A 25,578-nucleotide genomic window follows, 5' to 3' on the forward strand; every position below is an offset into this window, starting at 1 on the left:
CCTCGCGGCACGGACCCGGAAAAGGCTGACTGCATTGCCGCGACACAGGTCGGCGCCGCGGTCCTGGCCAAATTCCAACAGCCCGCGATTGCCTAGCGCGCTCCGGGATGGCGGCGGAGACGCCGGCGTTTGCTTCGACCACGCACCCTTTGCCAAGCACCTTACATGGGTGGAGCCGGCCGGGTTGACTGAAAACGGTGTCGCCGCGGCGGCAGGGACACAAAACACCTCGCTTCGCAGCACGACATCGCCTTCTGCGGATCGGGAAATTGCGCTCCGGTGCAGCAGCGTGCATGAGCCTGTGGGAAGGATGCCGCGCGCGGCCCGATCCAAGCACCGGAGACACCTCATGCCCCAGGACCTGCAAGCAGCCGGCAACCCGATCCGCCTTGATCATTCCGGGCACTTCGTGGCCGATGCGGAGGCGGCGCGCGCCGAGCTGGAGGCGCTCGGGTTCACGGTGACACCCTATTCGGCGCAGGTGCAGCCCGATCCCGTGACGGGCGAGCCGAGGTTGACGGGAACTGGCAACATCTGCGTCATGCTGGACAAAGGGTACCTGGAGTTTCTCGTGCATACGGCCGACACGCCCATCGGGCTGGAGTTCCTGGCCGCGCTCGAGCGCCGTGCCGGCCTGCACCTTTCAGCCTTTGCCGTTGTTGATGCCGATGCCCAGCACGCGGCGCTGCGAGCGGCGGGAATCGAGATGCGCCCGGTCGCACATTTCGAGCGCGAGCTGGCCACCGAAACCGGGATGGAAACCGCGGCGTTCTCGGTCGCGCGGCTCGCCGCGGGCACGATGCCCGAGGGGCGGGTGCAGTTTCTCGTTCACCACAATGCCGCGGCACTCTGGCAGCCGCGCTGGACCGGGCACGCAAACGGCGCCCATGCGCTGACGGCAATCATCGCGTCGGCGCCGGATCCCGCCGAGACTGCCGCCCGCTTTGCGCGCTGTCTTGGCCGTCCCGCGCAGCCCTTCGGCAACGGGTTGCGCATTGCGCTCGACCGCGGCGCGCTGGAGATCCTGCCCGAGGCGGAGGCCGAGGCGCTCGTGGGCGCGGCAGTCGAGCCCGGGCGCTCGGCCTTTGTCGGCCTGCGCCTTTCCATGTCGGATCCCGCCAAGCTGTCGGACCGGCCCGGCGCGCGCTGGATCGGCGCGTCGCTTGCACTGCCCTTCGGTCCCGCGCTGGGGGCGGGGACCTGGGTATTAGACCCGCTCTGACCGCCGCAGACGGCGCGATCACACGGTGTAGAGCTGCGCGAAGGCGTTGCGGACGTTCTCGGTGACAGCTTCCAGCCGGCGTTCGATATGGCGCCGCATCTCGGCCTGGGCCGCATCCGGATCACGGCGCTTCACCGCCTGCAGGATGCGCTTGTGCGGTTCCGTAGTGACAAACTCGGGCCCTGTCTTCTCGGAGAGCGTCTTGAGGTCGATCAGGCGGATGTAGCGGATCCGCCCATAGATATTCTCGAGCATCCGCACCATCTCGGAGTTTCCCGAGAGCGCGGCGAGCCGGATGTGGAAGTCCTCGTCGAGTTGCACCAGTTCCACCGGGGACCTGCCGGGCTGATACTCGGCGTCCGCACCGGATAGGTAGCGCTCGAGGCTTTCGACATCCTTGGGGTCAGCGCGCAGCGCCGCCAGCCGGGTCGCCTCGCACTCGATCGCCGCGCGCGCCTCGTAGAGGTCCATGATCTCTGCCGAGGTCAGCGAGCGGCAGAAGAAACCCTGCCCGCTGCGAAAGGTCAGGAAACCCTCGGCAACCAGTCTGTTCAGTGCCTCGCGCAGCGGCGTGCGGCTGGTTTCGAGACGTTTCGCCAGTTCGGTCTCGTTCAACCTCGAATCGGGCTTGAACTCGTAACTGGCCGCCATCTCCTTGAGAAGCGCGTAGGCACGTTCAACTGATCCACTGTTTTTCTGTTGGTTTTCCAAGTGGTTATTCCTGAACCTTGAGCTTCAATGCAATCTTAGCAGCGGGCATGAAAAAAACCAATTGATTTGCACTCTGATCTGCGTGCTAAGCTGTATACAGACAAGAACACCAGCGTGAATGCTAAACTTGGAGAGTGTTGTGGGCGAAGTGATGAACGGGGCGCAGGTCATCCTGAAGATGCTGGAACTGCATGGGGTGAGCCATGTCTTCGGGCTTCCGGGCGAGACGACAATCGGCTGGTACAAGGAATGGCAGGGCTCCTCTGATATCGAATATGTGCTGACCCGCGACGAGCGCACCGCCTCCTACGCGGCCGAGGCCTATGCCAAGATCACCGGCCGCCCCGCCGTGCTCGAGGCCCCGAGCCCCGGCGTCACCCATTGCACCCCCGGCATCACCGAGGCCTTCCTGTCCTCGGTGCCGGTGATCTTCTTCAGCTCCGACATCCCGGTGAATCAGGACAAGAAGCACGGGCTGACCGGGGTCGATCAGACCGCGATGTACGAGAGCATCTGCAAGGAATCCTTCTACCTCACCAACGTGAAGGACATCCCCTTCCTGATGCGCCGCGCCTTCCGCGTCGCCACCTCGGGCCGTCCGGCGCCGGTGCATATCCGTGTGCCGATCAACGTCTTTCACGACCAGGCCGAGATCGCCGATCTCTATGCCGACGGCGACTACAGCCGTTACCCGGCGCATCGGCCGGTGGCTGACCATGGCAAGATCCGCCAGGCCATCGACGCGCTGCTCGCGGCGAAGAAGCCGGCGATCATCTGCGGTCAGGGCGCGCTCATCTCGCGGGCGGGCGAGGCGGTTCTGGCGCTCGCCGAGCTGCTGCAGATCCCCGTCGGCACCACCACTCCCGGCAAGGGCACCATCCCCGAGACCCATCCGCTGGCGCTGCGCGTCATCGGCGCGCGCGGCGGCATGGAATATTCGAATGCCTACGTGAAGGACGCCGACTGCGTCTTCTTCGTGGGCTCCAACACCGACTCGAGCGGCACCAACCACTGGAAACTCTACGGCGACCCGGCCGAGACGACCTTCCTGCAGCTCGACATGGCCGAGGCGCATGTCGGCAACAACTACCCGCTGAAGGTCGGCATGGTCGGTGACGCCCGCGCGACGCTCGACTACATGGCCGAGATCATCCGAGCCGAGCACCCGGACCTCTCGCGTCCGGCGCTGGATCTGACCGAGATGAAGCGCACCGCGCTCGACGCGGTGTTCAACTCCAACATCGAGATGCCCGAGGGCACCGTCTCGCCGGTCAAGCTGACGCAGGCGCTGGACAAGCTGCTGCCGCCGAACGCCATCGTCACCGCCGAGCCCGGCGTCGCCGCGATCTACCCCTCGGCGCTGCTGTCGGTGCGCGAGGCCGGACGGCGCTACATCACCAATTACTCGATGGGCGCGCTTGGCTACTCCGTTCCTGCCGGCATCGGCGCGGCCTTTGCCAACGACGGGCCGGTGATCTCCTTCACCGGTGACGGCTCGCTGGCCTTCGTGCTCGGCGATTTCGAGACCATCAAGCGCAGCGGCAAGAACATCACCGTGATCCTGACCCGCAACGACAACTACGGCTGGATTCGCGGCGAGGCGATCCTGCTCGACGACGTGGACGCGCCCTGGACCACCGATTTCGGCGCGGTGGACTACGCGAAGGTCGCCGAGGGCTTCGGCTTCCGGACCGCCCGCATCACCTCCGAGGACCAGATCGAGGCCACGCTGGCCGAGGCGATTGCCCATCCCGGTGCCAGCTTCATCGAGATGCGCGTGCCCTCGCAGGACAAGATCGTGCCCTTCGTTCCGCCCTGGATCGAGGCCGCCAAGGAAAGGAAGCTTCCCTACTTCTACTGATCCGGCACCGAGCCCTGAAGCCAAAAGACCGGACTGTTCCAAAAACCCAACAGGAGACTCCCATGAAACTAATGCATGTGACGAAGATCATCGCCGCAGCCGCGACCCTGACGGCCGCGCTGCAAGGCCCTGCGCAGGCGGCCGACTACCCGAGCAAGGATATCATGCACATCATGCCCTGGAGCGCGGGTGGCGGCACCGACACGGTCATGCGTAGCTTCCTCAGCTTCGCCGAGGAGCCGCTCGGCGTCGGCATCAACACCCAGAACATCACCGGCGCACAGAGCGGCGTCGGCACGTTGCGGCTGATGAAGTCGCGCCCCGATGGCTACACCATCGGTTCGCTCACCTGGGACAGCGTGATCACCGTGCCCTACAACGATCTGGTGCCGGGCTATGACACCGAGCAGCTCGCCTATCTGGGCGCGGTGACTGTGCACCCGACGGCGATCATCGTGCGCGCCGACGCGCCCTTCACAACGGTGGACGAGTTCGTAGAAGCGGCCAAGGCGGCCCCCGGAACACTGAAGATCTCCAATGTCGGCCTCGGCGGTGTCTGGCATCTTCCGGCGCTGGATTTCGCCAAGCAAGCCGAGATCGACGTGCAGCACATCCCCTACCCCAAGGGCTCCGGCCCGCAGGTCGAGGGTCTCCTGTCGGGCGAGACCGACGCCGCCTCGACCAGCATCTCGGCCGCCTACTCGGCGATCCAGTCCGGTCAGGCCCGCGTTCTGGCGGTGATGGCCGATGAACGCTCGGACGACTTCCCGGACGTGCCGACCTTCAAGGAAAGCGGCTACGACGTCGTCTGGGGCGGCTTCCGCCTGCTGGCCACCCAGGCAGAGGTGGACGCCGAGCAGCGCGCCACGCTCGAGGCCGCCTTCGCGCAGGTCTTCGACAACCCCGAATTCCAGAAGGTCGCCGCGGACACCGGCATGGGTGCCGGCTGGATGGACGCCGAAGAGACCGCCGCCTACGTCAAGGCATCGCAGGAAAAGGCCTTTGCCCTGACCGACGAGCTGGTCGAAGCCGGCCTGCTGAGCGAGTAAATCCCCCACTCGGGGCCCGTGATCGCGGGCCCCGCTTTTCCGTTTCGGCGCGACGCTGCGCGGCTCCGGTCCCGCGCGGCTTGCGCCCTGCGCCGCAGCGCGGGACAAAGGAACTCCTCGATGTCTACTCCAGCCTCTCCGAGGTCCGCCCGGCAGATCCTCTTTGCTCTGCTGTTGCTCGCCGGGAATACCGTCTACGCCAGCCAGATCCTGCAGATGAGCCGCCCCTTCGCCACGGGCGAGCCGGGCCCGTCCTTCCTGCCTGCGCTGCTGTGCGGCTTCGTCTATGTCGCGGTGCTGTGCATTCTCAGCGGCGAGCTGCGCAAACCCTCCGCCGCTGCGCTGGCCGCGGCCGAAGGTTCGGAGCACGTCCCGCGTATCGGCCTTCTGGGTCCGGTGCTCGCCATCGCCCTGACCGCGAGCTTCATCATCGGCTTTCTCTACGTCGGCTACCTGCCGGCGGCCTTTGTCTACACCGCGCTGATCGCCGGGTACTTCAATTACGAGGAGAGCGGCAATTGTCGCCGCGCGGCGCTGATCGGCGTCGTGACCGGGCTCTGCGTCACCCTCTTCGGCTGGCTCTTCTTCGTCCAGCTCTTCGACCTCTACTTGCCGCTCTGGGAGTTCTGAGATGACCGCACAAATCATCGACGGTTTCCTCATGCTCCTGCATCCGGTGACCTTCCTCTACCTCATCGGCGGCTTTCTTCTCGGGCTGCTGTTCGGGGCCATTCCCGGCCTGACCGCGACTCTGGCTATCGCGCTGCTGCTGCCCTTCACCTTCAGCATGGATGTCGCCGACGCGCTGGTCATGGTGGCCGGGATCTACATGGCCGGGCTGTACGCGGGCTCGATCACCGGCATCACGCTGAACATCCCCGGCGCGCCGTCGGGCGCGATCACCACGGTCGACGGCCATGCACTCATGAAGCGCGGCGAAGGCGCGCAGGCGCTGGGAATGAGCGCCTTTGCCTCGGCCATCGGCGGGCTGACCGGGGTAATCATCCTGATCGCCCTCGCCAAACCGGTGAGCAGCCTTGCGCTGCTGTTCCAGACGCCGGACAAGTTCTCTCTGGTGCTGCTGGCCATCGTCACCGTCACCATCGTGTCGCAGGGCTCGCTGCTGAAATCCACCACCGCCATGGCGCTCGGGCTGATGATCGCAACGGTCGGCATCGACCCGATGCTGCCCGAGGGGCGGTTCGATTTCGACAGCTACAACCTGATCGAAGGCGTCAACCTGCTGCCGGCGGTGATCGGGCTCTTCGCGGTCTGCGAGCTGATCGCGCAAGCCGGGATGCCTGCCCGCCTGAGCCAGGCGCAGGCCGTGGCCGACCTGCCCGCGCCGCGCCGCCGCGACTTCCTGCCGAGCCGGGCACGCATCCGCGAGGTCGGGCTCTTCGCCATGCTGCGGAGCTCTGTTCTCGGCGTGCTCATCGGCATGCTGCCGGGTGGCGGTGCCTCCATGGCTTCGTTCATCGCCTATGCCGAGGCAAAGCGCAGCGCTCAGAAGCCCGATGAGTTCGGCAAGGGCTCCTACGAGGGGCTGTCCGCTTCCGAGGCGGCGAACAACGGCGTCTGCGGCGGCGCGATCATCCCGCTGCTGACCATGGGTATCCCGGGCGACGCGGTGACCGCGATCATCTTCGGCGTGCTGCTGCTGCACGGCCTGGTGCCCGGGCCGACGCTTCTGTCGGACAACTTCATGGTCGTCTCGCCGATGTTCGCGGCGCTCTTCGTCTCCTCGATCCTGATCTTCGTGTCGGTGCTGCTGTTCGGCCCGCTTTACCTCCGGCTCTCCCGGATCAACCGAGGCGTGCTCTATGCCTTCATCGGGATGATCTCGATGGTCGGCGTCTATGCCTCGACCTTCTCGATTTTCCAGATGTGGGTGGCGCTGGCCATCGGCGTGCTCGCCATGCTGCTGAGGGTCTGCGGATATCCGGTGGTCCCGGCGCTGATGGGGATCATCCTCGGCCCGTACTTCGAGGAGTTCCTGCGCCGGTCGCTGATCGTATCCAAGGGCGATCCCAGCATCTTCGTGACCAGTCCGATCAGCCTCGCGCTCCTGCTGCTGACGCTCGGCTTCATCTGGATGCTGCGGATAGGTCCGGCGCGGAAGGCAGCCTCCACGCGCTGAGCTCGCCCCTCTCCAAAGTCACAAGGCAGAGTTTGTTCCCGGAGAGGCTGAAGGGCCGGATCAACAGTGGTCCGCGCCAAGATAGCCAAGCTCCGGGACCACCTTTGTTGTCTCGAACGCCGGATCGCCATATTCGAAAAGAGGATCACGGCCGGCTTCGGGGGCCGCCCTGCGTGTCGGGGTTTGTGCGATCGAAGGCGTGGGCCCCAAGCGCGCTGCGACTATTCTTACCGCCGTCGGCGATGGCACGAAGCTCCGGAGCTGGAGGCACTTTGCGCCCTTGTTCAGCCTGCGCCGGGCGTCGGGTCCGACGGAGCAAATCCCGCCGTGCCGTGAAGATCGCGCCGCCCGCGATCCGATCACAGATGACGATCCCATGCCTAGCGCGATCCCGTCCCGGCTCCCTGGACCCGCGTGAACAAGACAGTGGCTAGGGTCGCCAACAGAGCGGCTGTGCAGAGCACCGCCTTCGAAACCGGCTCCATCGTCCCTTCGATCAAGACGGCGTGGATCACGCTGCAGACAACGATCAGCACCGCGAGCGTTCTGTGCGCCAGATGCCAACTCCGCCTCCGCCTGCGGAGCGCCGCGAGCGCCGCGGTGAGGAAGACCGCCCACATGGCGATCACGCCCCAGACCGAGAAGGGCGTCGGAGAGGCGAATGCGAGCGCGTCCAGCACGTCGGGTGGGCTGGTGATCCAGAGACCACCGACATGACCGACGACAAGCAGTGTCAGCAGTGCTCCGCTCGCCCGGTGGACCCGGCGAGAGACACCCCGGGGCAGGTGAGGCAGGGCCCCTGCTGCGAGCAAGGGCTGCATCAGCAACAGCGTCATGGCAAGAATCCCTGCAAATCCCGCGGCGATGTAGACGGGCCGTCGCCAGGCAAGCAGCGGACTCATCGCCGCCGCCGCGACGGGCACGGCGATGATCAGCGTGAGGCAGACCCAGGCAAGCGCCGGGCGCCATCGTCGCCATGCCGGAGACCCCAAGCCCTCAGACCGGACTCAGCACGAAATGCGCCTCGAGCGCGGTATCACGGGCGCTCTTCATCACCGGGCGCAGAAAGACGGTCTCGAACTCGCCGCTGTCGTAGGCCAGATGCCCATGCGGCTGGCCGAAGGCCGGAACGATCTGCGGCATCTCGAGACGGAACACCCCGTTCGCATCGGTAAGCGTCGCGCCATGGCTCTGCGGATCGCGCTCGTGCCCCTCGGTGGTGTGCGCCCAGATCTGGATGCGCTGGCCAGCCAGCGGCATCCCGTCTCCGGCGCGTCTCACCGTGCCGGACATCCAGAATCCGCCGCCCCCGATCCGCGCGACAACAGGCGCGCCGGGACGGTAATTGTTGGCACCGCCACGCATGGAGGGCGTCGCCGCGAGGGCCTGCGCCGACGCGGGTCGTAGCAGGCCGGAGGCTCCGCTTAGGATCAGGGCAGCTCCGGACAGAAGAAGCGTGCGGCGGTCGTGCAAGACGTTGGTCATGCGAGGTCCTCCTGACAGGCACTCTGTGGTCCGGCGCCGAGCGGCCGGGATCAACCATCGCGCAAGGTTACCGCGAAAGCCGCGGTCCCCAAAGCAAACCCGCACCTGTTTGACACACGTCGCCACCACAAATACGTGAGCTGGCAGCCCGCAGGGCCCCTGACCAGTCGGGCACGGCCGCCCGCCATGCGCAGCCCGCCGAATTCGAGAACGGGCCGCCCAGTGTACCGAGGTCGCGCTTTTGCCTAGCGCGCTTCGGCAGCCAGCGCCGTGAGTGTCAGACACAGGTTCGTCGCCACCGTCATGTCCTGCACCGAGATCCATTCCAGCGGGCCGTGGATGTTCTGCATGCCGGTGAAAAGGTTCGGTGTCGGCACGCCCAACTCGGTCAGCCGGGAGCCGTCAGTGCCGCCGCGGATCGGGATCGACACGGGCTCGATGCCGAGCTTGCGACAGGCGTCTCGTGCAAGGTCGACCGGTGTCATATCGTCTTCGAGCCAGTAACGCATGTTGCGGTATTGCGGACGGATTTCGCAAGTGATGCTGGCGCGCGGCTCGCTCGCCTGCACTGCCTCGCAGACCTGCCGCAGCAGTGCGCCTTTGGCCGCCAGCCCCTCGCGTTCGAAGTCGCGCAGGATCAGCCGGATCTTCATCTCTGACGACCCTCCGGTCATGTCGGTGACATGCAGGAAACCATCGCGCCCGCCGGTTGTTTCGGGGGTCATCGTGGCCTGAGGCAGCGTCTGGACGATCTTCGCCGCCAGATGCGTGGCATTGACCATCTTTCCCTTGGCAAAGCCGGGGTGGATCGACACGCCGGTGACAGTGATCTCGGCGGCGTCGGCGGAAAAGGTTTCGTCTTCGATCTCACCGACCCGGCCGCCGTCGAAGGTGTAGGCGAAATCCACCCCGAGAGCCGCGGGCAGCGCTTCGGACACCCCGCGCCCGATCTCCTCGTCAGGTGTGAAGGCGATACGGACCGGGCCATGCGGTATCTCCGGATGCGCCAGCAGGTGTCGTGCGGCGGTCATGATGATCGCGACCCCGGCCTTGTCATCGGCGCCAAGCAGCGTGGTGCCCGAGGCCGTGATGATGTCGTGACCCTGCTTTTCCGAGAGGTAGGGGAAGACCTCGGGCGAGAGCCTGAGCTCGGGGTCATCCGGAAAGGTGATCTCGCCGCCGTTGTAGCCATGGATCACACGAGGCTTCACGCCGCTCGCGTTGAACTGCGGGGCGGTGTCCACATGCGCGAGAAAGCCGATGGTCGGCCCGGGGGCTGTGCCGGGGATGGTGGCCAGCACGACACCGTAGTCGGTCAGCTGAACGTCCTGTGCGCCGACCTCCCGAAGCTCGGTTTCGAGCACTCGCAGCAGGTCGAACTGGATCGCGGTGCTCGGCGCGCTCGGCGATGCCTCGTTGCTCTGCGTATCGATCGCGGCGTAACGGACCAGCCGCGCCTCGAGTTCACTGTCGAAGTCGTTTTGCATGTGCATCCTGCCTTGCGAAGATCTTTCAGCCGAAAGGGGCGCGCAGCGGCAAGAGAGTCAAGACTTCCGCGACGGGCGCCGGCTGTCACTCACAGGTGGTTGCGGTCCCAGTGAGGGCGTCGAAACGAGGCAGGAGCGGCGGGAAAGGGTGCATGGCGTCTCGCTCAGAGCGAGTGCGTCGGTTCATTCCGGGAACGCCACCCTGCAGCTGGCAACCTGATTGCGGTAAACCGCTTGCTCCTGCACCAGCGCCGCCCGCAGCGCATCCAGCTTCGCGCGTTCCTCGACGACATTGATCGGCACCGCCTGTTCGCGCGGCCCGGGATCGGAGGCGATGCAGGTCGAGATACCTCCGTAGCGAGAGTAGCCGCCGTAGGACCCCGAACAGAACCCCACTGTCGCCTGCGAACGCGAGACATGCACCGCATAGCCGCGGTCGATATTGCCTTGCGCAACCTCGATCCGCTCCTCGAGATTGCGGACGCGGGCCCCTGCGCGATCGACACATTTCTCCTGAAGGCTCGCGCAGCCCATCAGGACGAGCGGCACCAGAAACGGCAGCATAGTCGTTACACGTTCGAGCATCGGGACCTCCTCACCTGCGTTCATTCACGTCAAGGTAGCGCTCGGCAGCATTTCATTAACATCCGGTCAGGCCCCCTCCGTCCAGGGGATCGGCGGCGTCCCGGATGCGCTTTGCACGAATCCGGCGCGAGGATGCAAACCCTCGCGCCAACACATGATCCTGTCCAGACCTCAGAAACGGTACCGCGGCGTGAGCTTGACGGCACGACCAGGTTCGGTCAGCGGGACGACGTTCGGGACATCGATCCCGTCCGAGCTGCGGCTCGAACAGGTCTCGTCGAAGAAGTTGTCGACCTCGAACCCCTCGACACTGCGCGGCGTGTAGCCGGCGTAGAGGCTGACCACATCGTCGCCGGGCAGGTCCACCACGGCCTCGTCATTGTCGAGCACAACCTCCGCGATGCCGCCGAAGCGCCGCTCGTCGGTCGCGGAGCAGCCGGCCTCAAGCGCGAAGATATGACCGACCGGGCGACCAAGATCGTAGGATGTCGGGCCCCCGTCGCCTCGACCACGTCCTTGTCCACATCGGCATAGGTGTAGGTGATCCGTGCGAAGCCCTTCTCAAGGGTATAGCCGACCGATTCCTCGAAGCCGCTGGAGACCAGATCGTTCAGGGCACCGCGATCCCCGCCCGAAGGCAGCAACGCCGCGATGTCGTTCACCTCAGAATAGAAGATCGCGCCACTCGCCTCCCAAATGCCGCCGGCATAGCGCAGGCCGAGCCGCGTGGCATTGGGTCGAGAGGTGGTGAAGTCGTCATAGGTCAAGTCGCTGCACGGGACTGGCAGTGCGCACCGGGGCCGTCAGGGGACGAATACGCCTAGGCATCCTCTCTGACACGGCCCAAACGCGGCACCGCGACACCGGACCGCGCGACGCGGGCGCTCAGCGCACTTCGATCCGCCCCGCCGTCGCCTTGCTCAGGGTAAGTGCAACCTCTCGCAGATCGCGACCAATGGCATCTGTCACCTCATCCCCGAGATTGGCAACCGTGGTCATCACACAGGCGATCTCGCCCTGCGGGTCGAACACCGGCACCGCCTGTCCCGCGACATGCGGCAGCAGGTGGCCCTTGAGCTCGCACCAGCTCGTGGCGCGCACTTCGGCCAGCACGCCGGGATCGGGCCGAGATCCGCGAAACCCCTCGGGCTGCGATACGCGCGCGCGGGCGATGCGGTCTTCGGGCAGGAAGGCCTGGAACATCAGGCCGCAGGCGGAATTGTCGAGCGGCAACACATCACCCAGCGCCAGCGAGTTGATCGAGAACACAGCGCTGCGATACCAGCGCACCAGCGTCGGGCCCCGCTCGGTCCAGATCGCGACCCCGGCGCTGGCCGCCGTGCGCTCGGCGAACTGCTTCATCTCGCGAGCCGCCAGTTCCACGGGGTCCAGACGCCGCAACGCCGCCATCCCGACGCCCAGAGCCAGGGGCCCCAGATCATAATGTCCGCTGGCTGGGTCCTGCACGGCAAGCTCTTCCCGCACGAGGCTCTGCAGGTAGCGATGAGCCATCGAGCCGGAGGTTCCCGCCCGCTTCGCAATGACACCCAGCGCGAGGGGCCCAGAGGCATTGGCCAGCACCCGCAGGAACCCGGCGGCAGTCGAGACCGATTGGATCGTGCCCGCCTTGCGGTGTTCACTCGGCGCTGTATCGATCCCGTCCGGCGTCTCGTTCTGCATCACGTTTCCTTCGTACTGGCGGCAGTGCCCGGTATCTCGGCCCGCCCTGAGATCATGCGGAAGCTAGACGCGGCGGCAGGGCGGATCAATCCACGTCGCCACGGCGCGACCGCGTGATATTTCCCGAGTAAATTAGTATGTCGCATATTGATCTGCATTATGCATCATGCAATGAGAAACACATGCGGTCGTCCGAGCCAAGCGCCCAAGCGCAGCCTGTCCAGTCCATCCAGACCCGGGCCTTCCCAAGCCAAGCCACCGCACCGACCAACGATGGGGACAGACATGAAAACGAAAAGCAGATTGCTTGGCGGCATCGCGCATGGGGCGCTCCTTCTTGGAATGACCCAACCGGCGCTTGCGCAGGAGAGCGGCTACGCCCTCGGGATGATCCTGCTCACCGGTGAAAAGAATGCAAAGACCATCGAGAGCACCGCGACCTCGGTGCAGGTGGTCACCGGCGACGAGGTCAAGCCGCAGAGCGGCGACATCAGCGAGGTCCTGAAGACCGTGCCGAACCTTCTCGACGTCGGCACGGGTGTCGCGCCGACGATCCGCGGCATCGAGAGCCAGGGCGCGCAGGAGGGTGCAGTGGCCTTCTTTGCCGGGACCACGCCCCGTGCCACGATCAATGTCGATGGGCACTACCAGAACTACTACGAATACGTGAACGGCGGCACCAGCCTCTGGGACATCGACACGATCGAGGTCTACCGCGGCCCGCAGACCACCAAGCAGGGGGCCAACTCGGTCGCCGGCGCGACGATCGTCAATACCAAGGATCCGACCTTCGAGCCCGAGGCCGCCGCGCAGCTTCTGGGCGGCAGCTACAACACCCGCCGTGCCTCGGTCGCGCTGAGCGGACCGGTTGCTCCCGATATCGCGATGCGCTTCTCGGCCGACTATTTCTCGCGCGACAACTACGTCGAATTGAAGGACGCCGAGGGCGACGGCGGAGACACAAACCGCGATTTCGAGAGCCAGACCTACCGGGCAAAGCTGCTCTGGGCTCCGGCGGACATTCCCGGCTTCGAGGCCAAACTGACCTACGCGCATGTGGACAGCAACGAGCCCACGAGCGAGAGCGTTCCCTTTCCCTATGATGGCGATCTGGAGAGCAGCGACTACGGCCCGACGCTGCACGTGATTTCCGACAGCGTGATCGCCGACGTCAGCCATGACTTCGGCAATGGGATCACCTTGGCGAACCAGCTCAGCTACAGCCAGTCTGTCTATGACCGGACCCTCGAGGAGTATGAGGACGGCACCGCACATGTGGAATCGGACGGCTGGAGCAACGAGCTGCGCGCGAATTACGGCGACGCACTAGATCCGGTCAGCGGCATCGTCGGCCTGTTCTATTCGCAGACCGATCAGGACGACGACATCTACCTGGTCTATGGCGGCAATGGCGGACAGAGCGTCTTTGACAACGACAAGACCAGCACCGGGCTCTACGGCGAGCTGACGTGGCGCCCGACGGAGCGGCTTGCGGTGACCGGCGGGCTGCGATTCCAGCACGACGAGATCGCGCGCAGCGGCACCTACGAGAGCTACCTCTTCGGAACCACCAACCCGGTCGACTACGACGAGGACTTCGACGCCATCCTGCCCAACCTTGGCCTCGCCTATTCGGTAACCGACGACACGACGGTCGGTGTCTCGGTCTCGAAGGGCTACAACCCCGGCGGCAGCGGCATCAACTTCGTCACCAGCGACTACTACGAGTACGACGAAGAGACGGTCTGGACCTACGAGGCCTACGCCCGCTCGTCGCTGCTGAACGATCGGCTGTTCCTGACCGCGAACCTGTTCTACAGCGACTACCGCGATCAGCAAATCTACTCCAGCCGCACCACCTATAACGCCGAGCGTGCCGAAACCTACGGGATTGAGGTTGCGGCCGACTATCAGGCCACCGAGACGCTGCGGCTGACCGCAGGAATGGGGCTGCTGCGCACCGAGATCCTCGAATTCGACGATGTGCCGAGCCTCGAGGGCAACGAGCTGAGCCGCGCCCCGCATGGGACCTTCAGCCTCGGCGCCAGCTGGGACGTGACCGACCGGCTCACGCTTGGCGGGGACCTGCGCCACGTCACCGGCTACTTCTCGGACGCCGACAACACGAGCGAATACGAGGTCGATCCCTACACCGTGGCCAACCTCTCGGCGAGCTATGATCTCAACGACCGTTTCGAGCTCTATGGCTATGTGAACAACGTCTTCGACGAGAACGAGGTCACCTGGGTGCGCAGCGCCACGGGCAGCGCCTCGGCTCGGGTCACCGATCCGAGGATGATCGGCATCGGTGTGCGGATGCAGTTCTGAGCGCATCAGGTCGAAGCAGAAACGGGCCCGCAATTGCGGGCCCGTTTTCGTTTGTCAGATCCTGTGGTGCGCGACGTCAGTCCGCCGCCCAGTTCCGCACCGCCGCCAGCGCGTGCTCGGCGCTCGCGATCGAGGGTGTCGAGACCTTGGCGCTATCGATATAGATCGTGCGCGCCTCCTTCTCGGGCCGCAGGAAGCGCGCCCATCCGGGAGCGATACGGTCCAGCTTGGCGCGGGTCGAGGCCTCATCCCGCTCGCTGCCGGTGTAGGAGTTCATCAGCACCAGCACATCGGGATTGAGCCGCATGAACAATTCGGGGCTCAGCGGAACCGCAAAGTTCGAGCCCAGCCCGTTGCCCTCGCCAAGCCCCTCGACCTCGGCACGGGCATAGCCGAGGTCTTCCAGCGCCTGGATCACGCCCGAGGTCTCGCCAACAAGACGCAGATCGTCATGGGCGATGACCACCAGGTAGCTTTTTCCCTCGGGACTCCCGGGCAGTGCATCACGCGTTCCGGCAAGCGCCTCTTGATATGCCGAAAACCGCGCGGCTAAGGCGTCTTCCAAGCCCAGCACCCCTGCAAGGCTCTGCTCCACCTCGAAGCCGCGCACCCGCCCTGTGCCGGTGTTCTGCAGGTAAGTCGGTGCGATCTGCGCCAGCTGCTCGACGATACCGGCGTTGTACTCCGACCCGATGATCAGATCCGGATCCAGCGCACGCAGCTTCTCGAAATCCATCTGTCCCGAAGGGCCGACCCCCTTGGGCCGCAGCGGCACGGCATCCTCGCCCAGCACGGTGTCGATGAAATCGACCGCCGCGAGCGAGCCGCCGTCATCGGTCCGGCCGTAGCTGCCGACAATCCGACCGCCGATATCGAGGATCGGGACCCCGAGCAAGGGATCATGCGTGACGACGATGCGCTCCGGGCTGTCCGGCACCACGACGGAGCGCCCGGTGTCGTCGGTCAGCGCCCGGCCTTCGGCATGGGCGAACGGAGCGGCGAGCTGGACGCTCAGGAAAAGCGGAAGCAGCAGGTGTCGTTGCATCAAGAAATCCTCACAGGTCTCACATGGCGCGACGCAGCATCCGCAGTCGCAGGGTGACAATGAACAGGGGCACGCCGAGCAACGTCAGGCAAAGACCGATGGGCAATCCGATCTCGGTGCCAAGGCTCCGTGACAGGCAATCGGCACCGACCACGAAGATGCCTCCGACGAGGCCACTCAGGAGCAGCCGCGCCCGGCCCGAGCTGGGCAGCAGGGCCCCGGCGATATGCGGTGCCATGACACCGAGAAAGACCAAGGGGCCTGTCACGGTCACCGCGGCCGAGGTCAGCAGCACGGTTGTCAGCAGAACGGTCAGCCGCGCCGCGCGCAGACTGAGCCCCAGCGCATGGGCATGCTCTTCGCCCAGCTCCAGCAGCCGCAGCATTGGCCCCGCCGCGAAGAGCAGCGGCAAGGACAAAGCGAGCCATGGCAGCATCGCCCCGAGCGACCCCCACCCCGCCTGAAAGAGCGACCCCGCGAGCCAGACCGAGACGTTGAAAGAGAGGTCCGTCGGCGCGTAGAGAATGACGATCGAGGTGATCGCCGAAAGTGTCGTCTCCACCGCCAGCCCCAGCAGCAGAAGCGCGAGCGCATCGCCCGTCCGGCTCTGCGCAGTGACCCGCGCGAGGAAAAGCGCGACGCCCAGCCCACCGGCGCAGCCGATCAACGGCACCCAGCCCTGCGGCAGGTTCGTCAAGAGGATCAGGGCCAGCAGGATCGCCAGAAGCGATCCCTGTGCCAGCCCCAGAAGCCCGGGATCGGCGATCGGGTTTCGGGTCAGCGATTGCAGCATCGCCCCCGACGCGGCGATGGCGGCCCCCGCCAGGAACCCGGTCATCGCCCTCGGCAGGCGCAGGGTGAGCGCGGCGTAGCGCTGCGCGTCGTCCATACCTTGACCGGGCAGAAGATCGCTGAGCGCGACCGGCGTCGTGCCCACGGTGAGCGATGCGACGATGAGCACCGCGGCCACTCCCAGCAACGCCAGCGCAACACCAAGATCGATGCGGCGCGTCTCGACCCCCGCCACGCGCCAGACTCGGTATCCGTCGAGCCGCCGGGTCATCGCGCCGCGCCCGGGCGAAGGTAGAGCCTGTAGATCAGCACGCCGAAGCAGACCCCTCCGACCAGCTCCAGCAGCACGCCGGTATGCAGGGTGAAGGGCGCAAAGGCACGCCGCGCCAGAACGTCCGACAGCAGGCAGAGCGCCGCGCCGACCTGCGCCGAAGCCGGAAGCAGCCGGGCCAGATGCGCCCCCGTGAAGGGGCGGACCAGATGCGGCACCACGAGGCCGACAAAGGCGATCGGTCCGCAGATTGCCGTGGCTGAACTTGCCCCCAGCACCACCGCCGCCAGCGCCGCCTGCGTCACCGGCCGCACCCGAACGCCCATCGCCGCCGCCCGCTCGGTGCCGAGACCGATCAGCGTGAGCGGGCGCGCCAGGGCCAGCAGAGTGAGCGTGGCCACAAGCCCCAGCGGCCAGAAGGCGACCAGCCGATCGGCGTAGAAATGGTTGATATTGCCCGCAAGCCAGCTCAGATACTCGGCCCGCCGCGCCGGATCGGTCAACAGCAGTGCCCCGGACAGCCCGGCAAGCAGCATGCCGGTCAGCGCCCCCGACAGGATCAGCGGCAACCCGCGCGGATCGGGCCCGAGCCCTGTCATCCGCGCCACCGCCAGGGTCATCGCGAAACCGGCAAAACCGCCCGCCAGCGCCGACAGCCCCTGAACGCCAAGCCCCGCGCCGAAGCCATAGACCGAAAGCAACATCCCCAGCATGGCGCCGGCGCTCACCCCGAGCGTCGAGGGGGAGGCCAGCGGATTGCCGGTGACACCCTGCATCGCCGCGCCGCCCACGGCCATGACAGCACCGACATAAGCCGCGATCAGGGTCCGCGGCAGCCTCTGCGTGAGCACCAGGTAGTGGTCCAGGTTGTCGGGGTCGAAAGCCAGGAAGGCACCCACAACCTCACCCGGCGCAATGGCGGTGGCACCAAGGCCCAGGCTCGCCGCAGCGGCAGCCAGAAGCAGCGCCAGCCCTCCGAGAAGCGTGACGGCAAATCTCACGTGCGGCCAACCATGCGCGCGCCCTTCGGCAGGCAGACGAGGCGCTCGCCAAGCCGACTCATCTCCGCCTCGACGCCGAAGGCCCGCGCGACGGTGGCCGAATCCAGCACCTCCCGGGCCGGGCCCTGCGTCAGCACGCGGCCGTCCTCCAGGACAACCACGTCGTCAGCGTAGGACAGCGCCAGGTTGAGGTCGTGCAGGACCATGATCAGCGTCTTTCCCTGCTCCGTCACGAGCCCGCGCACAAGATCGAGAACGGCATATTGGTACTTGAGGTCGAGATGGTTCACCGGCTCGTCCATCATCAGCAGCGGCGTGTCCTGAGCCAGCACCATGGCGATGAACGCCCGCTGCCGCTGGCCACCCGACAGTCTGCTGACCTGCGTCGCCTCCGCCCCGTCCAACCCCACCGTGCGCAGCGCCTCGCGGAACTGCGCGCGCGTGGCATCGCCGACCGTGCCGAACAATCCGGTGCGCGCGAAGCCGGCCAGTTCCACCAGTTCGCCAACGGTCAGGTGATCCGGGCAGACATTCGTCTGTGGCAGATAGGCCATTCGGCGCGCGATCTGCCGAGGTCTCATCCCGGAGAGCGGCGTCTCCTCCACAAGCACCTGACCGGACTGCACCGGCGCAAGCCCCATCAGACTGCGCAACAGTGTCGACTTTCCGCTGCCGTTCGCCCCGATGAGCGCCGTAAAGCGGCCCGCCCGGAAGTCCACCGAGACATCCTTCAGGATCGGACGCCGTCCGATCGAAACGTTGAGGCATATGGCTTTGAGCACGTATCGCACCACAAAATGCGTTTCGGATTGCAAAACTCATATTCCATAGTAAAACCGTCAACAACCAAAATCCTCGCAAGTTCCCCGCAGAAAGGCGACCCCCGGTGGCCCCAATCCGAAAGAAGCTCCATATCGGCATGACCCTCGCGCCCACCTGGCTGTCGGGAGATGCGTGGCGGCGCGAGGACAGTCAGGTCGAACGTCTGTCGGACCCGCGCTTCTTCATCGAACTGGCGCAGCGCGCCGAGGCGGCGCATCTCGACTTTGTCTTCCGCCCCGACAGCCTCGGCGCGCCGCCACCGGGCATGGCGAAGCGGCCCGGCGGCAGCGGCTCGGACCCGACCCTGCTGATGACGCTTCTGGCCGGGCACACTTCGCACATCGGGCTGCTGACCACCGCTTCGACCACCTTCTTTCCGCCCTATATCCTCGCCCGCGCGCTGATGACCTTGCATTGGCTTTCGGGCGGCCGCGCCGGCTGGAACATCGTCACCAGCCTCGACGGGCAGCGCAATTTCGGACTCGACGAGATGCCGAGCGCCGAAGACCGCTACGCCCGTGCCGCCGAAGCGGTGCAGGCCATCCGAGCGCTCTGGCAGACCTGTCCGAGAGGCGGCGAGACCATCGACCGCGGTGCGGGCCTCTATGACAGCGCCACCGTTCCCGAGCCGATCAAGTTCGAGGGAGCCTATTATCAAATCGAAGGTCCGCTTGGCGCCATGGGCCATTCCGCACCGCTGCCGCTCTTTCAGGCCGGCGCCTCTGACGTCGGACGTGGTTTTGCCGCGGGCATCGCCGACGGAACGTTTGCTGCCTGCCCCGACAAGGCGGCGGCCATCGAATTGCGCGCCGACCTGCGCCGCCGCGCCGAGGCACAAGGCCGACCCGCCGATGCCGTCCGCGTCATGCCGGGGCTGAGCCTGTTTCTCGCCGACTCCGAGGCAGAAGCGCAGGAGCTCTACCGCGACACGCATGCAGGGACGAGCAGGGCACAGAAACTCGCCAAGCTGACAGCGATGATCGGTCTCGATCTCTCGGACTGGGAGGGCACCCGAAATATCACCGCGGCCGATCTGCCGCCCTTGGCAAAAGGCCTTCGCAGCCGCACGCACGCCGAACTGCTGCACCGCAAGATTGCCCGGTCCCAGCCGACCCTCGATGAGTTGCTCGCGGCGCCCGAGGTACTCGGCTCGGCGCATTGGCAGGTGATCGGCACGCCCGGGCAGGCCATCGACGCCATCCGGGACTGGGCGGATGAGGGCGCAATGGACGGGATCATCCTCTTCCCCGGCGGTTCGGTCCCCTGCCTCGATCTCACCCTTGCCACCGTTCCGGCCGCACTGGCCGAGGACGGGCGGTTCCGCAAGGGCTATGAAGGCAGGGATTTTGCCACTCACCTCGGCGTCGCAGGACAGTGATCCGCCGCGCCCCCGGGACTTTCGGCTGCCGGGAGTTCGGCTGGGCTAGGGACGATCACCCCTTCCTCGCCGCGCCTTGACCTCAGCACATCGGAAGGCGTCTTTCAGGCCGAATTAGGGTGGCCTCACTGCCTTTGCGCGTAGTAGGCCGCGAGATCGTCGATGTCCTGCTCCGTGAGATTCCGCGCTGCTGCCTGCATGAGATGGGCGCGCGGAGTGTCCGGCACCGGCCCGTCGCGGTAGAGTTGCAGCCAGTTGACGAGCCAGTAGCCATCCTGCCCGGCGATCCGCGGCGTGTCCGCGCGTTTGGGCGTGAGGCCATCGTCGCCATTCTCGTGACAGGAGGCGCAGCTCGCAATGTCCTCGTGCTCGTCTCCGCGCTGCGCCAGCGCGCGGCCCCGCTCCGCATCGCCGAAGGGCAGCGCCCTGCCCTGCCATGCACCGCTCATCGCGGCGTAGCGCGCGGCGATCCCGGCACGGCTCTCCGCGCTCAGGGGCATGGCGATAGGTTCCATGAAGCCGCTCTCCCGATGCCCCTTGGCATAGGCCTCGAGCACCTGCGCCAGCCATTCTTCCGACTGGCCTGCCAACTTCGGCGCTGTGCCATCGCGGCCCAGACCGTCCTCGCCATGGCAGCGCGCGCAGGCCAGCTCCTGCGGGATGGCCCCGGGCAGGCCGCCGAAGCGGACGCCGTCGCTCTCATAGCCCCCGGCACGGCCGAAGGCGACGTCCTCGTAGCCCGCGCGGTCAAAGCTGTCGTAGCGTGGCAGGAAGGCCGCCAGCGCCCAGGGCTCGTCGTCGCGCCCTTCGCCCGGCCAACTCGGCATGCCGGTATACTTGAAGCCGTGGCGGGCGACCCACCAGAACTCCTCGGGCTCGAAGTCCTCGGAGGTCAGCATCGGAGGCTCGGGGCGCATCCCCTCCACCACCGGGTTGCGCGGGATGCCCGGCGCGCCATGGCAGGTCTGGCAGCCGGTGGCGAAATGTCCGGCGCCGAGGCGGATCAGCGCCGGGTCGTCAAGGTCAACGTGCCGCGGCACTTCCACCCGATCCGCCCGCACACGCACCGCGTTGCGCAGATACTGGTGCAGCACCTCCCCCACGCCGGGGAGATGCGGCACCGAAGCGGCGATATTGTAGGGCGCGAACCAGAAGAAGGCCGCGCCGGCGACCCCCGCGCCTCCCATCGCCGCGATGATCCAGCGTTTCAGCCTCATGCCTGCGCCTCCTTGAGTTCCAGCGCCTGACCCAGCCGACGCAGCGCCGCGACGAGGTAGATCGCCCCGCCGGCCCCGGCCATCAGCGCGCCGGCCACCTGCTGTTCCTGCAGTGCCGACAGGCCGAGGTGACCGGCGCAAATGTCCCCGTAGAGTGTGCGCGGCGCGAGACCGATCAGCGCGCCGAGCAGGGTCATGTGCATGGTTGTCGCCAGCAGCACCACCGCGCCTCCGAAGCCGCCCGCCGCGCGCACCGTGGCCCAGAGCATCATCCCGGCAATGAGAAAACTTCCCTGCTCCAGAACAAGACCGGTCAGGCTCAGCCGCGCCCAGAGGTGCATCGCCGGCAGGTGCCAGACCCAGACCACCAGCATCTCTGCCACCGCGCCCAGCACCAGCGCCATTGCGCCCGAGGGCAGCCGCAGGGTCGGAGCCCAGAGCGCGGGCACCGCGGCGGTCACGCCCAGATGCAACACCATGTGCAGCACCATCGAGCCCGCCGCCAGCCCGGGCAGCGGCCCCAGCCAGAACGCCGCCAGCAGCGCCAGTGCCAGGAGGCGGCGCGGACTCAGCATTGGCCCAGGACCATGCCGGGGATCACCGTGAAGACGATGGCCGCCGCCGAGAGCACGCAGAGCAGCAGCGCCACGTGGCCGACGAACCTGTCGCGCGCCCGCTCCGAGCTTTCGGTGATTTCCTCGAAGATGACAAAGACCCCGCCGTAGCGGCGGATTGCCAGCGCCGCCAGCCCCACGATCGCGGCGATGCAGAGCACTCCGAGCCCGGCAATGATCCAGCGCGGCTCGGCGAGCGGGGTGCCGCGCCCGAGCTTGGCGCACCAGATCGCCGCGACCCAGTAGCTGAGCAGGAAATGCGCGGCCCAGATCGAAGGCGCGGCGACGAGGATCCAGACCGAACCCTGATCGATAACGCGCGGCGCCTCGCCGGGGGGGACGATCTTCTTGCGACCCGCCATCACATCCCTCCCATCAGCATCGGAAACAGCGCCAGCAGCGCGAAGGTCACCACCGCAGTCAGCGCGAGAAAATGGGTGAAGAGCGTCAGGTTCACGCAATCGGCCCGGTAGCGCGGCGTGCAGCGCCCGCGCCAGATGCGCGCCGCCACGTAGAGCCGCATCACCGCGTCGAGCAGCAGGTGCAGCCCCAACCAGAGGATCAACACCCAGACGGTGGCATCGAAGGAAGTCTCGGTGGGGTCGAGCCCGGCGCTCCAGGCCGCCCAGCACCAAGCCCCGATCCCCAGCGCGGCAAGCGGCACGCCTCCCACCAGCAAGCCCATCGCCTGTCCGGTGCTGCCGCCTGCCAGCCGCTCGCGCGCTGCGAGCGCCGTGACCCAGCCTGCCAGCAGCAGTGCCAGACCCAGCAGCAGCCAGCCGAAGCCCGGCAACTTGGCGGCCCCCGGCAGGAAATCCGGCAGCGCGGTCCAGTAGAAGAAATAGCTGAACACCAGCCCCATGAACGCGGTCATGTCGCCGGTCATGGTGATGAACACCGCCCACCAGCCGGGCGAGCTGTTGCCCTGCGCATAGGTCGGCAGGACCAGCCCACGCCCTGCCGGCTTCTCGGGCTTTTCCGGGATCTCCGAGGTGCCCGTCCAGAGCCACCAGAGCGTGAAGCCGACGAAGCCCGCACCGAAGAGGAGCGTCAACGTCCATAGGTGGAAGGTGGCAAGGATGAACACCGCGCCGAGGCAGAAGGCCGCGCCGATGGTCAGGTAGCTCGGCCCGCCGACCCGCTGGACGTAGAGCGGGCGCGCATCGAGGATGTCGGTGATGATCAGCTCGCGCTTGCCCTCCTCGGCGTCGGGCAGGAACCATTCGCCGCGGTCCATCTCGCCGAGCAGCTCCTTCTGCTCCCAGAGCGGGTAGCGGGTGTGAATATAGGGGATAGAGCGCACGCCCCAGGGCTTGTCGGGCACTTCGGCGCTCCACTCCATCGTGCCGGCGTTCCAGAGGTTGCGCTCGACCAGCGGCGCCTTGCCGCGCGGCCAGAGCACGTTGACCGCCAGCACGACGAAGCCCGCCGCGAAAATGAAGGCGCCGATGGTCGAGACCATGTTGAGCACCGCCCAGCCATCCGTGACATCATAGGTCCAGACCCGGCGTGGCATGCCCATCACCCCGGTCCAGTGCATCGGCAGGAAGGCAAGGTTGAAGCCGCCGAACATCAGCCAGAAGCTCCAGCGCCCGAGCCGGTCCGACATGCGCTTTTGCGTCACGAAGGGGTACCAGTAGTGCACGCCCGCGAAGAGCGGGAAGAGCATGCCGCCGATCAGCGTGTAATGCAGATGCGCGACGACGAAGTAGCTGTCATGCGCCTGCCAGTCGAAAGGCACCAGCGCCACCATCACCCCCGTGAGCCCGCCGAAGACGAAAATGGCCAGCGCGCCGCCGGCAAAGAGCATCGGCACCGAGCGGCGGACCTTGCTGACCAGCATGGTCGCGATGAAGCAGAAGATCTGGATGCCCGTCGGCACCGCCACCGCCTCGGAAGCCGCCGAGAAAAACGAGAGCGAGATCTCGGGCAGGCCGGTGGTGAACATGTGGTGCACCCACAGGCCGAACGACAGGAAGGCGACACCCACCGCCGAGAGCACGATCCACGAATGGCCGACCATGGGCCGCCCGGCGAAGGTCGGCAGGATGGTCGCGATGAGCGCGATCGAGGGCAGGAAGATGATGTAGACCTCGGGATGGCCGAAGATCCAGAAGAGGTGCTGCCAGAGCAGCGGGTCTCCGCCCCGGTCGGGATCGAAGAAGGCCCAGTCAAAGGCGCGCTCCATCTCCAGCAGCAGATCCCCGGCGATCAGCGGCGGGAAGGCAAAGAGGATCATCCCCGCCACCACCAGCACGTACCAGCAGTAGAGCGGGATGAGGTTCAGCCGCATACCCGGCGGACGCGACTTCAGCACGCCGACGATCAGCTCGACCGCGGCGGCGATGGAGCTGACCTCGATGAACGACAACCCCAGCAGCCAGATGTCAGCCCCGAGGCCGCTGTAATCAGGATTGGACGACAGCGGCGCGTACATGAACCAGCCGCCGTCCGGCGCGACGCCGAAGAACACCGAGCCGCAGACGAAGATGCCGCCGATCAGAAAGCACCAGTAGCCGAAAGCCGATAGGCGCGGGAAAGGCAGGTCGCGCGCGCCGAGGATCTCGGGCAGGATCAGGATCGCCACCGCCTCGAAGATCGGCACCGCGAAGAGGAACATCATTGCCGTGCCGTGCAGGGTGAACAGTTGGTTGTAGAGGCTCTGCGACAGCAAATCGTTGTTCGGCACCGCCAGCTGCGCGCGGATCAGCAGCGCGAGGAACCCGGCAAAGGTGAAAAAGGCGAAGGACGTCAGCAGGTACCATTTGCCCACGGACGAGTTGTTCACCGCCGAGATGCGCCGCCAGCCGGTCGGCGTCTCCCAGACCTTCATCAGCCGCGCGCGCTGCGCCTCGTCGCGTGCCTTGTCGTAGGGCTCGGCGGGAGGGAGCTTGGAGAGGTCGATCTCTTCGGTCATGCGCGGCTCATTCCAAACTCATGAGAAAAGTCACGAGCGCGTCGAGCCGCTCGCCTTGCAGGCCCGGATAGGCGGGCATGTCGATATCGGGCTTCATCTCATGGGTATCGGTGATCCAGCGCGCCATGTTGTCGGCTGTCATGTCGTAGATGCCCGCCCCGAGCTTGTCGCGCGACGCCAGATGCGTCAGATCCGGCCCGACCGGCCCCTGCGCCTCGGTGCCGCGAATGGTATGGCAAGCGCCGCAGCCCTCTTCGTCGAACACCGCAAAGCCCGCATCGCCCTCGGCCACCTGTGCCGGCTGCGCCTCGTGCGCGAGCCACGCGTCAAACGCCTCGGGCTCCATGACGATCGCATCGAAGCGCATCAGCGCATGGGCACCGCCGCAGAACTCGGCGCAGAGCCCGCCCCAGTTGCCCAGCTCGCGCGGGGTCAGCGCCAGCGTCGTTTCGCGTCCGGGGATCATGTCCATCTTGCCCCCCAGCGCAGGGACCCAGAACGAATGGATCACGTCGTCGGCGGTGAGGCGGAACAGGGCCCGTTCGCCGAGCGGCAGGCGGATCTCGTTGGCGGTGGTCACCGGGCCCTCCGGGGTGTCGTAGATCACCCGCCACCACCAGCGCTCGCCATCCACGCGCACGGTCAGCGCGCCGTCATCGGCGGTGATGTCGCGCAGGATCAGCAAGCCCCAGATCAGCAGCCCGCCAACCACCAGCACCGGCAGCGCGACGCCGCCCCAGATGATGAACCGGCGGGCTTCCTGCTCGCGCTCGGGCTTGGCCTCGGCGCGGTGGGCGTAGGTCGCGGCGCCGATCACCAGCGTCCAGATCACTGCCGCCCCGGCCAGCAAGACCCAGAACAGCGTCTCGACCGAACGGGCCTCCTCGCCAGCGCCGGCGAGCCAGTTATGCCGCCCTTCGCAGCCTGCGAGGAATAAGACGAGAGCAAGCGAGGCGAGACTTTTCACAAAGGG

The 25,578-nt window shown here is 66.5% G+C and carries 23 protein-coding genes; 7 read left to right on the forward strand and 16 right to left on the reverse strand.

From position 1 onward, the window contains the following. The first annotated feature begins 349 nt into the window (after window positions 1–349). The gene (locus BM397_RS12090; protein WP_176806614.1) at window positions 350–1,222 is read left to right on the forward strand and encodes a VOC family protein; all 873 of its coding nucleotides are present in this window, start codon (window positions 350–352) and stop codon (window positions 1,220–1,222) included. Between the two features lie 18 nt (window positions 1,223–1,240). Here BM397_RS12090 and BM397_RS12095 read toward each other — a convergent pair whose 3' ends face one another. After that, on the reverse strand, window positions 1,241–1,933 hold the full coding sequence (locus tag BM397_RS12095; RefSeq protein ID WP_245696059.1) for a GntR family transcriptional regulator: 693 nt from the start codon (window positions 1,931–1,933) through the stop codon (window positions 1,241–1,243). Window positions 1,934–2,072: 139 nt separating this feature from the next. Here BM397_RS12095 and BM397_RS12100 point away from each other — a divergent pair, with 139 nt between their 5' ends. From BM397_RS12100 to BM397_RS12115, 4 genes are all read left to right on the forward strand, one after another. Next, the gene (locus tag BM397_RS12100) at window positions 2,073–3,794 is read left to right on the forward strand and encodes a thiamine pyrophosphate-binding protein (RefSeq protein WP_176806616.1); all 1,722 of its coding nucleotides are present in this window, start codon (window positions 2,073–2,075) and stop codon (window positions 3,792–3,794) included. 62 nt (window positions 3,795–3,856) lie between these two features. Then, window positions 3,857–4,843, forward strand: a complete 987-nt coding sequence (locus tag BM397_RS12105) for a tripartite tricarboxylate transporter substrate binding protein (protein ID WP_092424304.1) — start codon at window positions 3,857–3,859, stop codon at window positions 4,841–4,843. 120 nt (window positions 4,844–4,963) lie between these two features. Continuing rightward, window positions 4,964–5,473: a tripartite tricarboxylate transporter TctB family protein gene (locus BM397_RS12110; protein WP_092424305.1), complete on the forward strand. Its 510-nt coding sequence runs from the start codon at window positions 4,964–4,966 to the stop codon at window positions 5,471–5,473. A gap of 1 nt (window position 5,474) precedes the next feature. Further along, entirely contained in the window at window positions 5,475–6,983 is a 1,509-nt protein-coding gene (locus BM397_RS12115) for a tripartite tricarboxylate transporter permease (RefSeq protein ID WP_092424307.1), read from the forward strand. A gap of 380 nt (window positions 6,984–7,363) precedes the next feature. On the opposite strand, the gene BM397_RS12120 is transcribed toward BM397_RS12115, so the two are convergent. The 6 genes from BM397_RS12120 to BM397_RS12145 all read right to left on the reverse strand — a co-directional run bounded on the left by BM397_RS12120 (window position 7,364) and on the right by BM397_RS12145 (window position 12,220). Next, window positions 7,364–7,885, reverse strand: coding sequence for a ferric reductase-like transmembrane domain-containing protein (locus BM397_RS12120; RefSeq protein ID WP_245696060.1), 522 nt, complete (start codon window positions 7,883–7,885; stop codon window positions 7,364–7,366). Between the two features lie 94 nt (window positions 7,886–7,979). Further along, complete coding sequence (locus tag BM397_RS12125; protein ID WP_092424309.1) at window positions 7,980–8,468, reverse strand: peptidase associated/transthyretin-like domain-containing protein; 489 nt, start codon at window positions 8,466–8,468, stop codon at window positions 7,980–7,982. A gap of 245 nt (window positions 8,469–8,713) precedes the next feature. Then, the gene (pepT, locus tag BM397_RS12130; protein WP_092424731.1) at window positions 8,714–9,955 is read right to left on the reverse strand and encodes a peptidase T; all 1,242 of its coding nucleotides are present in this window, start codon (window positions 9,953–9,955) and stop codon (window positions 8,714–8,716) included. Between the two features lie 183 nt (window positions 9,956–10,138). Further along, the gene (locus BM397_RS12135) at window positions 10,139–10,540 is read right to left on the reverse strand and encodes a hypothetical protein (RefSeq protein WP_143015371.1); all 402 of its coding nucleotides are present in this window, start codon (window positions 10,538–10,540) and stop codon (window positions 10,139–10,141) included. A 171-nt stretch (window positions 10,541–10,711) separates the two neighbouring features. Beyond that, the gene (locus BM397_RS12140) at window positions 10,712–10,930 is read right to left on the reverse strand and encodes a hypothetical protein (RefSeq protein WP_092424313.1); all 219 of its coding nucleotides are present in this window, start codon (window positions 10,928–10,930) and stop codon (window positions 10,712–10,714) included. Between the two features lie 495 nt (window positions 10,931–11,425). After that, complete coding sequence (locus BM397_RS12145) at window positions 11,426–12,220, reverse strand: IclR family transcriptional regulator (protein ID WP_092424315.1); 795 nt, start codon at window positions 12,218–12,220, stop codon at window positions 11,426–11,428. Between the two features lie 285 nt (window positions 12,221–12,505). Here BM397_RS12145 and BM397_RS12150 point away from each other — a divergent pair, with 285 nt between their 5' ends. After that, window positions 12,506–14,548 carry a TonB-dependent receptor gene (locus tag BM397_RS12150; RefSeq protein WP_176806618.1) on the forward strand — a complete coding sequence of 681 codons (2,043 nt, stop codon included), beginning with the start codon at window positions 12,506–12,508 and terminating at the stop codon, window positions 14,546–14,548. Between the two features lie 76 nt (window positions 14,549–14,624). Here BM397_RS12150 and BM397_RS12155 read toward each other — a convergent pair whose 3' ends face one another. From BM397_RS12155 to BM397_RS12170, 4 genes are read right to left on the reverse strand one after another with little or no spacing between them, the layout of a single operon-like run. Continuing rightward, on the reverse strand, window positions 14,625–15,593 hold the full coding sequence (locus BM397_RS12155) for an ABC transporter substrate-binding protein (protein WP_092424319.1): 969 nt from the start codon (window positions 15,591–15,593) through the stop codon (window positions 14,625–14,627). A 19-nt stretch (window positions 15,594–15,612) separates the two neighbouring features. After that, window positions 15,613–16,656 (reverse strand): iron ABC transporter permease, encoded by a 1,044-nt coding sequence (locus tag BM397_RS12160; protein ID WP_092424320.1) that lies wholly within the window; start codon window positions 16,654–16,656, stop codon window positions 15,613–15,615. Then, window positions 16,653–17,657, reverse strand: a complete 1,005-nt coding sequence (locus BM397_RS12165) for a FecCD family ABC transporter permease (protein ID WP_092424322.1) — start codon at window positions 17,655–17,657, stop codon at window positions 16,653–16,655. The genes BM397_RS12160 and BM397_RS12165 overlap by 4 nt, the downstream gene beginning before the upstream one ends. Further along, window positions 17,654–18,472, reverse strand: a complete 819-nt coding sequence (locus tag BM397_RS12170) for an ABC transporter ATP-binding protein (RefSeq protein WP_245696061.1) — start codon at window positions 18,470–18,472, stop codon at window positions 17,654–17,656. Before BM397_RS12170 ends, BM397_RS12165 begins: the two co-directional genes overlap by 4 nt. Before the next feature lie 104 nt (window positions 18,473–18,576). Between BM397_RS12170 and BM397_RS12175 the strand changes: the two genes are divergently transcribed. Next, on the forward strand, window positions 18,577–19,857 hold the full coding sequence (locus tag BM397_RS12175; RefSeq protein WP_092424324.1) for an NtaA/DmoA family FMN-dependent monooxygenase: 1,281 nt from the start codon (window positions 18,577–18,579) through the stop codon (window positions 19,855–19,857). Window positions 19,858–19,982: 125 nt separating this feature from the next. On the opposite strand, the gene BM397_RS12180 is transcribed toward BM397_RS12175, so the two are convergent. From BM397_RS12180 to coxB, 5 genes are read right to left on the reverse strand one after another with little or no spacing between them, the layout of a single operon-like run. Then, window positions 19,983–21,074, reverse strand: a complete 1,092-nt coding sequence (locus BM397_RS12180; protein ID WP_245696062.1) for a c-type cytochrome — start codon at window positions 21,072–21,074, stop codon at window positions 19,983–19,985. Next, window positions 21,071–21,649 carry a cytochrome c oxidase assembly protein gene (locus BM397_RS12185; RefSeq protein ID WP_092424326.1) on the reverse strand — a complete coding sequence of 193 codons (579 nt, stop codon included), beginning with the start codon at window positions 21,647–21,649 and terminating at the stop codon, window positions 21,071–21,073. Before BM397_RS12185 ends, BM397_RS12180 begins: the two co-directional genes overlap by 4 nt. Next, window positions 21,643–22,050, reverse strand: a complete 408-nt coding sequence (locus tag BM397_RS12190) for a hypothetical protein (RefSeq protein WP_092424328.1) — start codon at window positions 22,048–22,050, stop codon at window positions 21,643–21,645. Before BM397_RS12190 ends, BM397_RS12185 begins: the two co-directional genes overlap by 7 nt. Continuing rightward, window positions 22,050–24,605 carry a cytochrome c oxidase subunit I gene (ctaD, locus tag BM397_RS12195; RefSeq protein WP_092424330.1) on the reverse strand — a complete coding sequence of 852 codons (2,556 nt, stop codon included), beginning with the start codon at window positions 24,603–24,605 and terminating at the stop codon, window positions 22,050–22,052. Before ctaD ends, BM397_RS12190 begins: the two co-directional genes overlap by 1 nt. A gap of 7 nt (window positions 24,606–24,612) precedes the next feature. Further along, complete coding sequence (gene coxB / locus BM397_RS12200; RefSeq protein ID WP_092424332.1) at window positions 24,613–25,572, reverse strand: cytochrome c oxidase subunit II; 960 nt, start codon at window positions 25,570–25,572, stop codon at window positions 24,613–24,615. Between the last annotated feature and the right edge of the window lie 6 nt (window positions 25,573–25,578).

This window comes from Alloyangia pacifica (assembly GCF_900116195.1).
Taxonomy (GTDB): Bacteria; Pseudomonadota; Alphaproteobacteria; order Rhodobacterales; family Rhodobacteraceae; genus Salipiger; species Salipiger pacificus.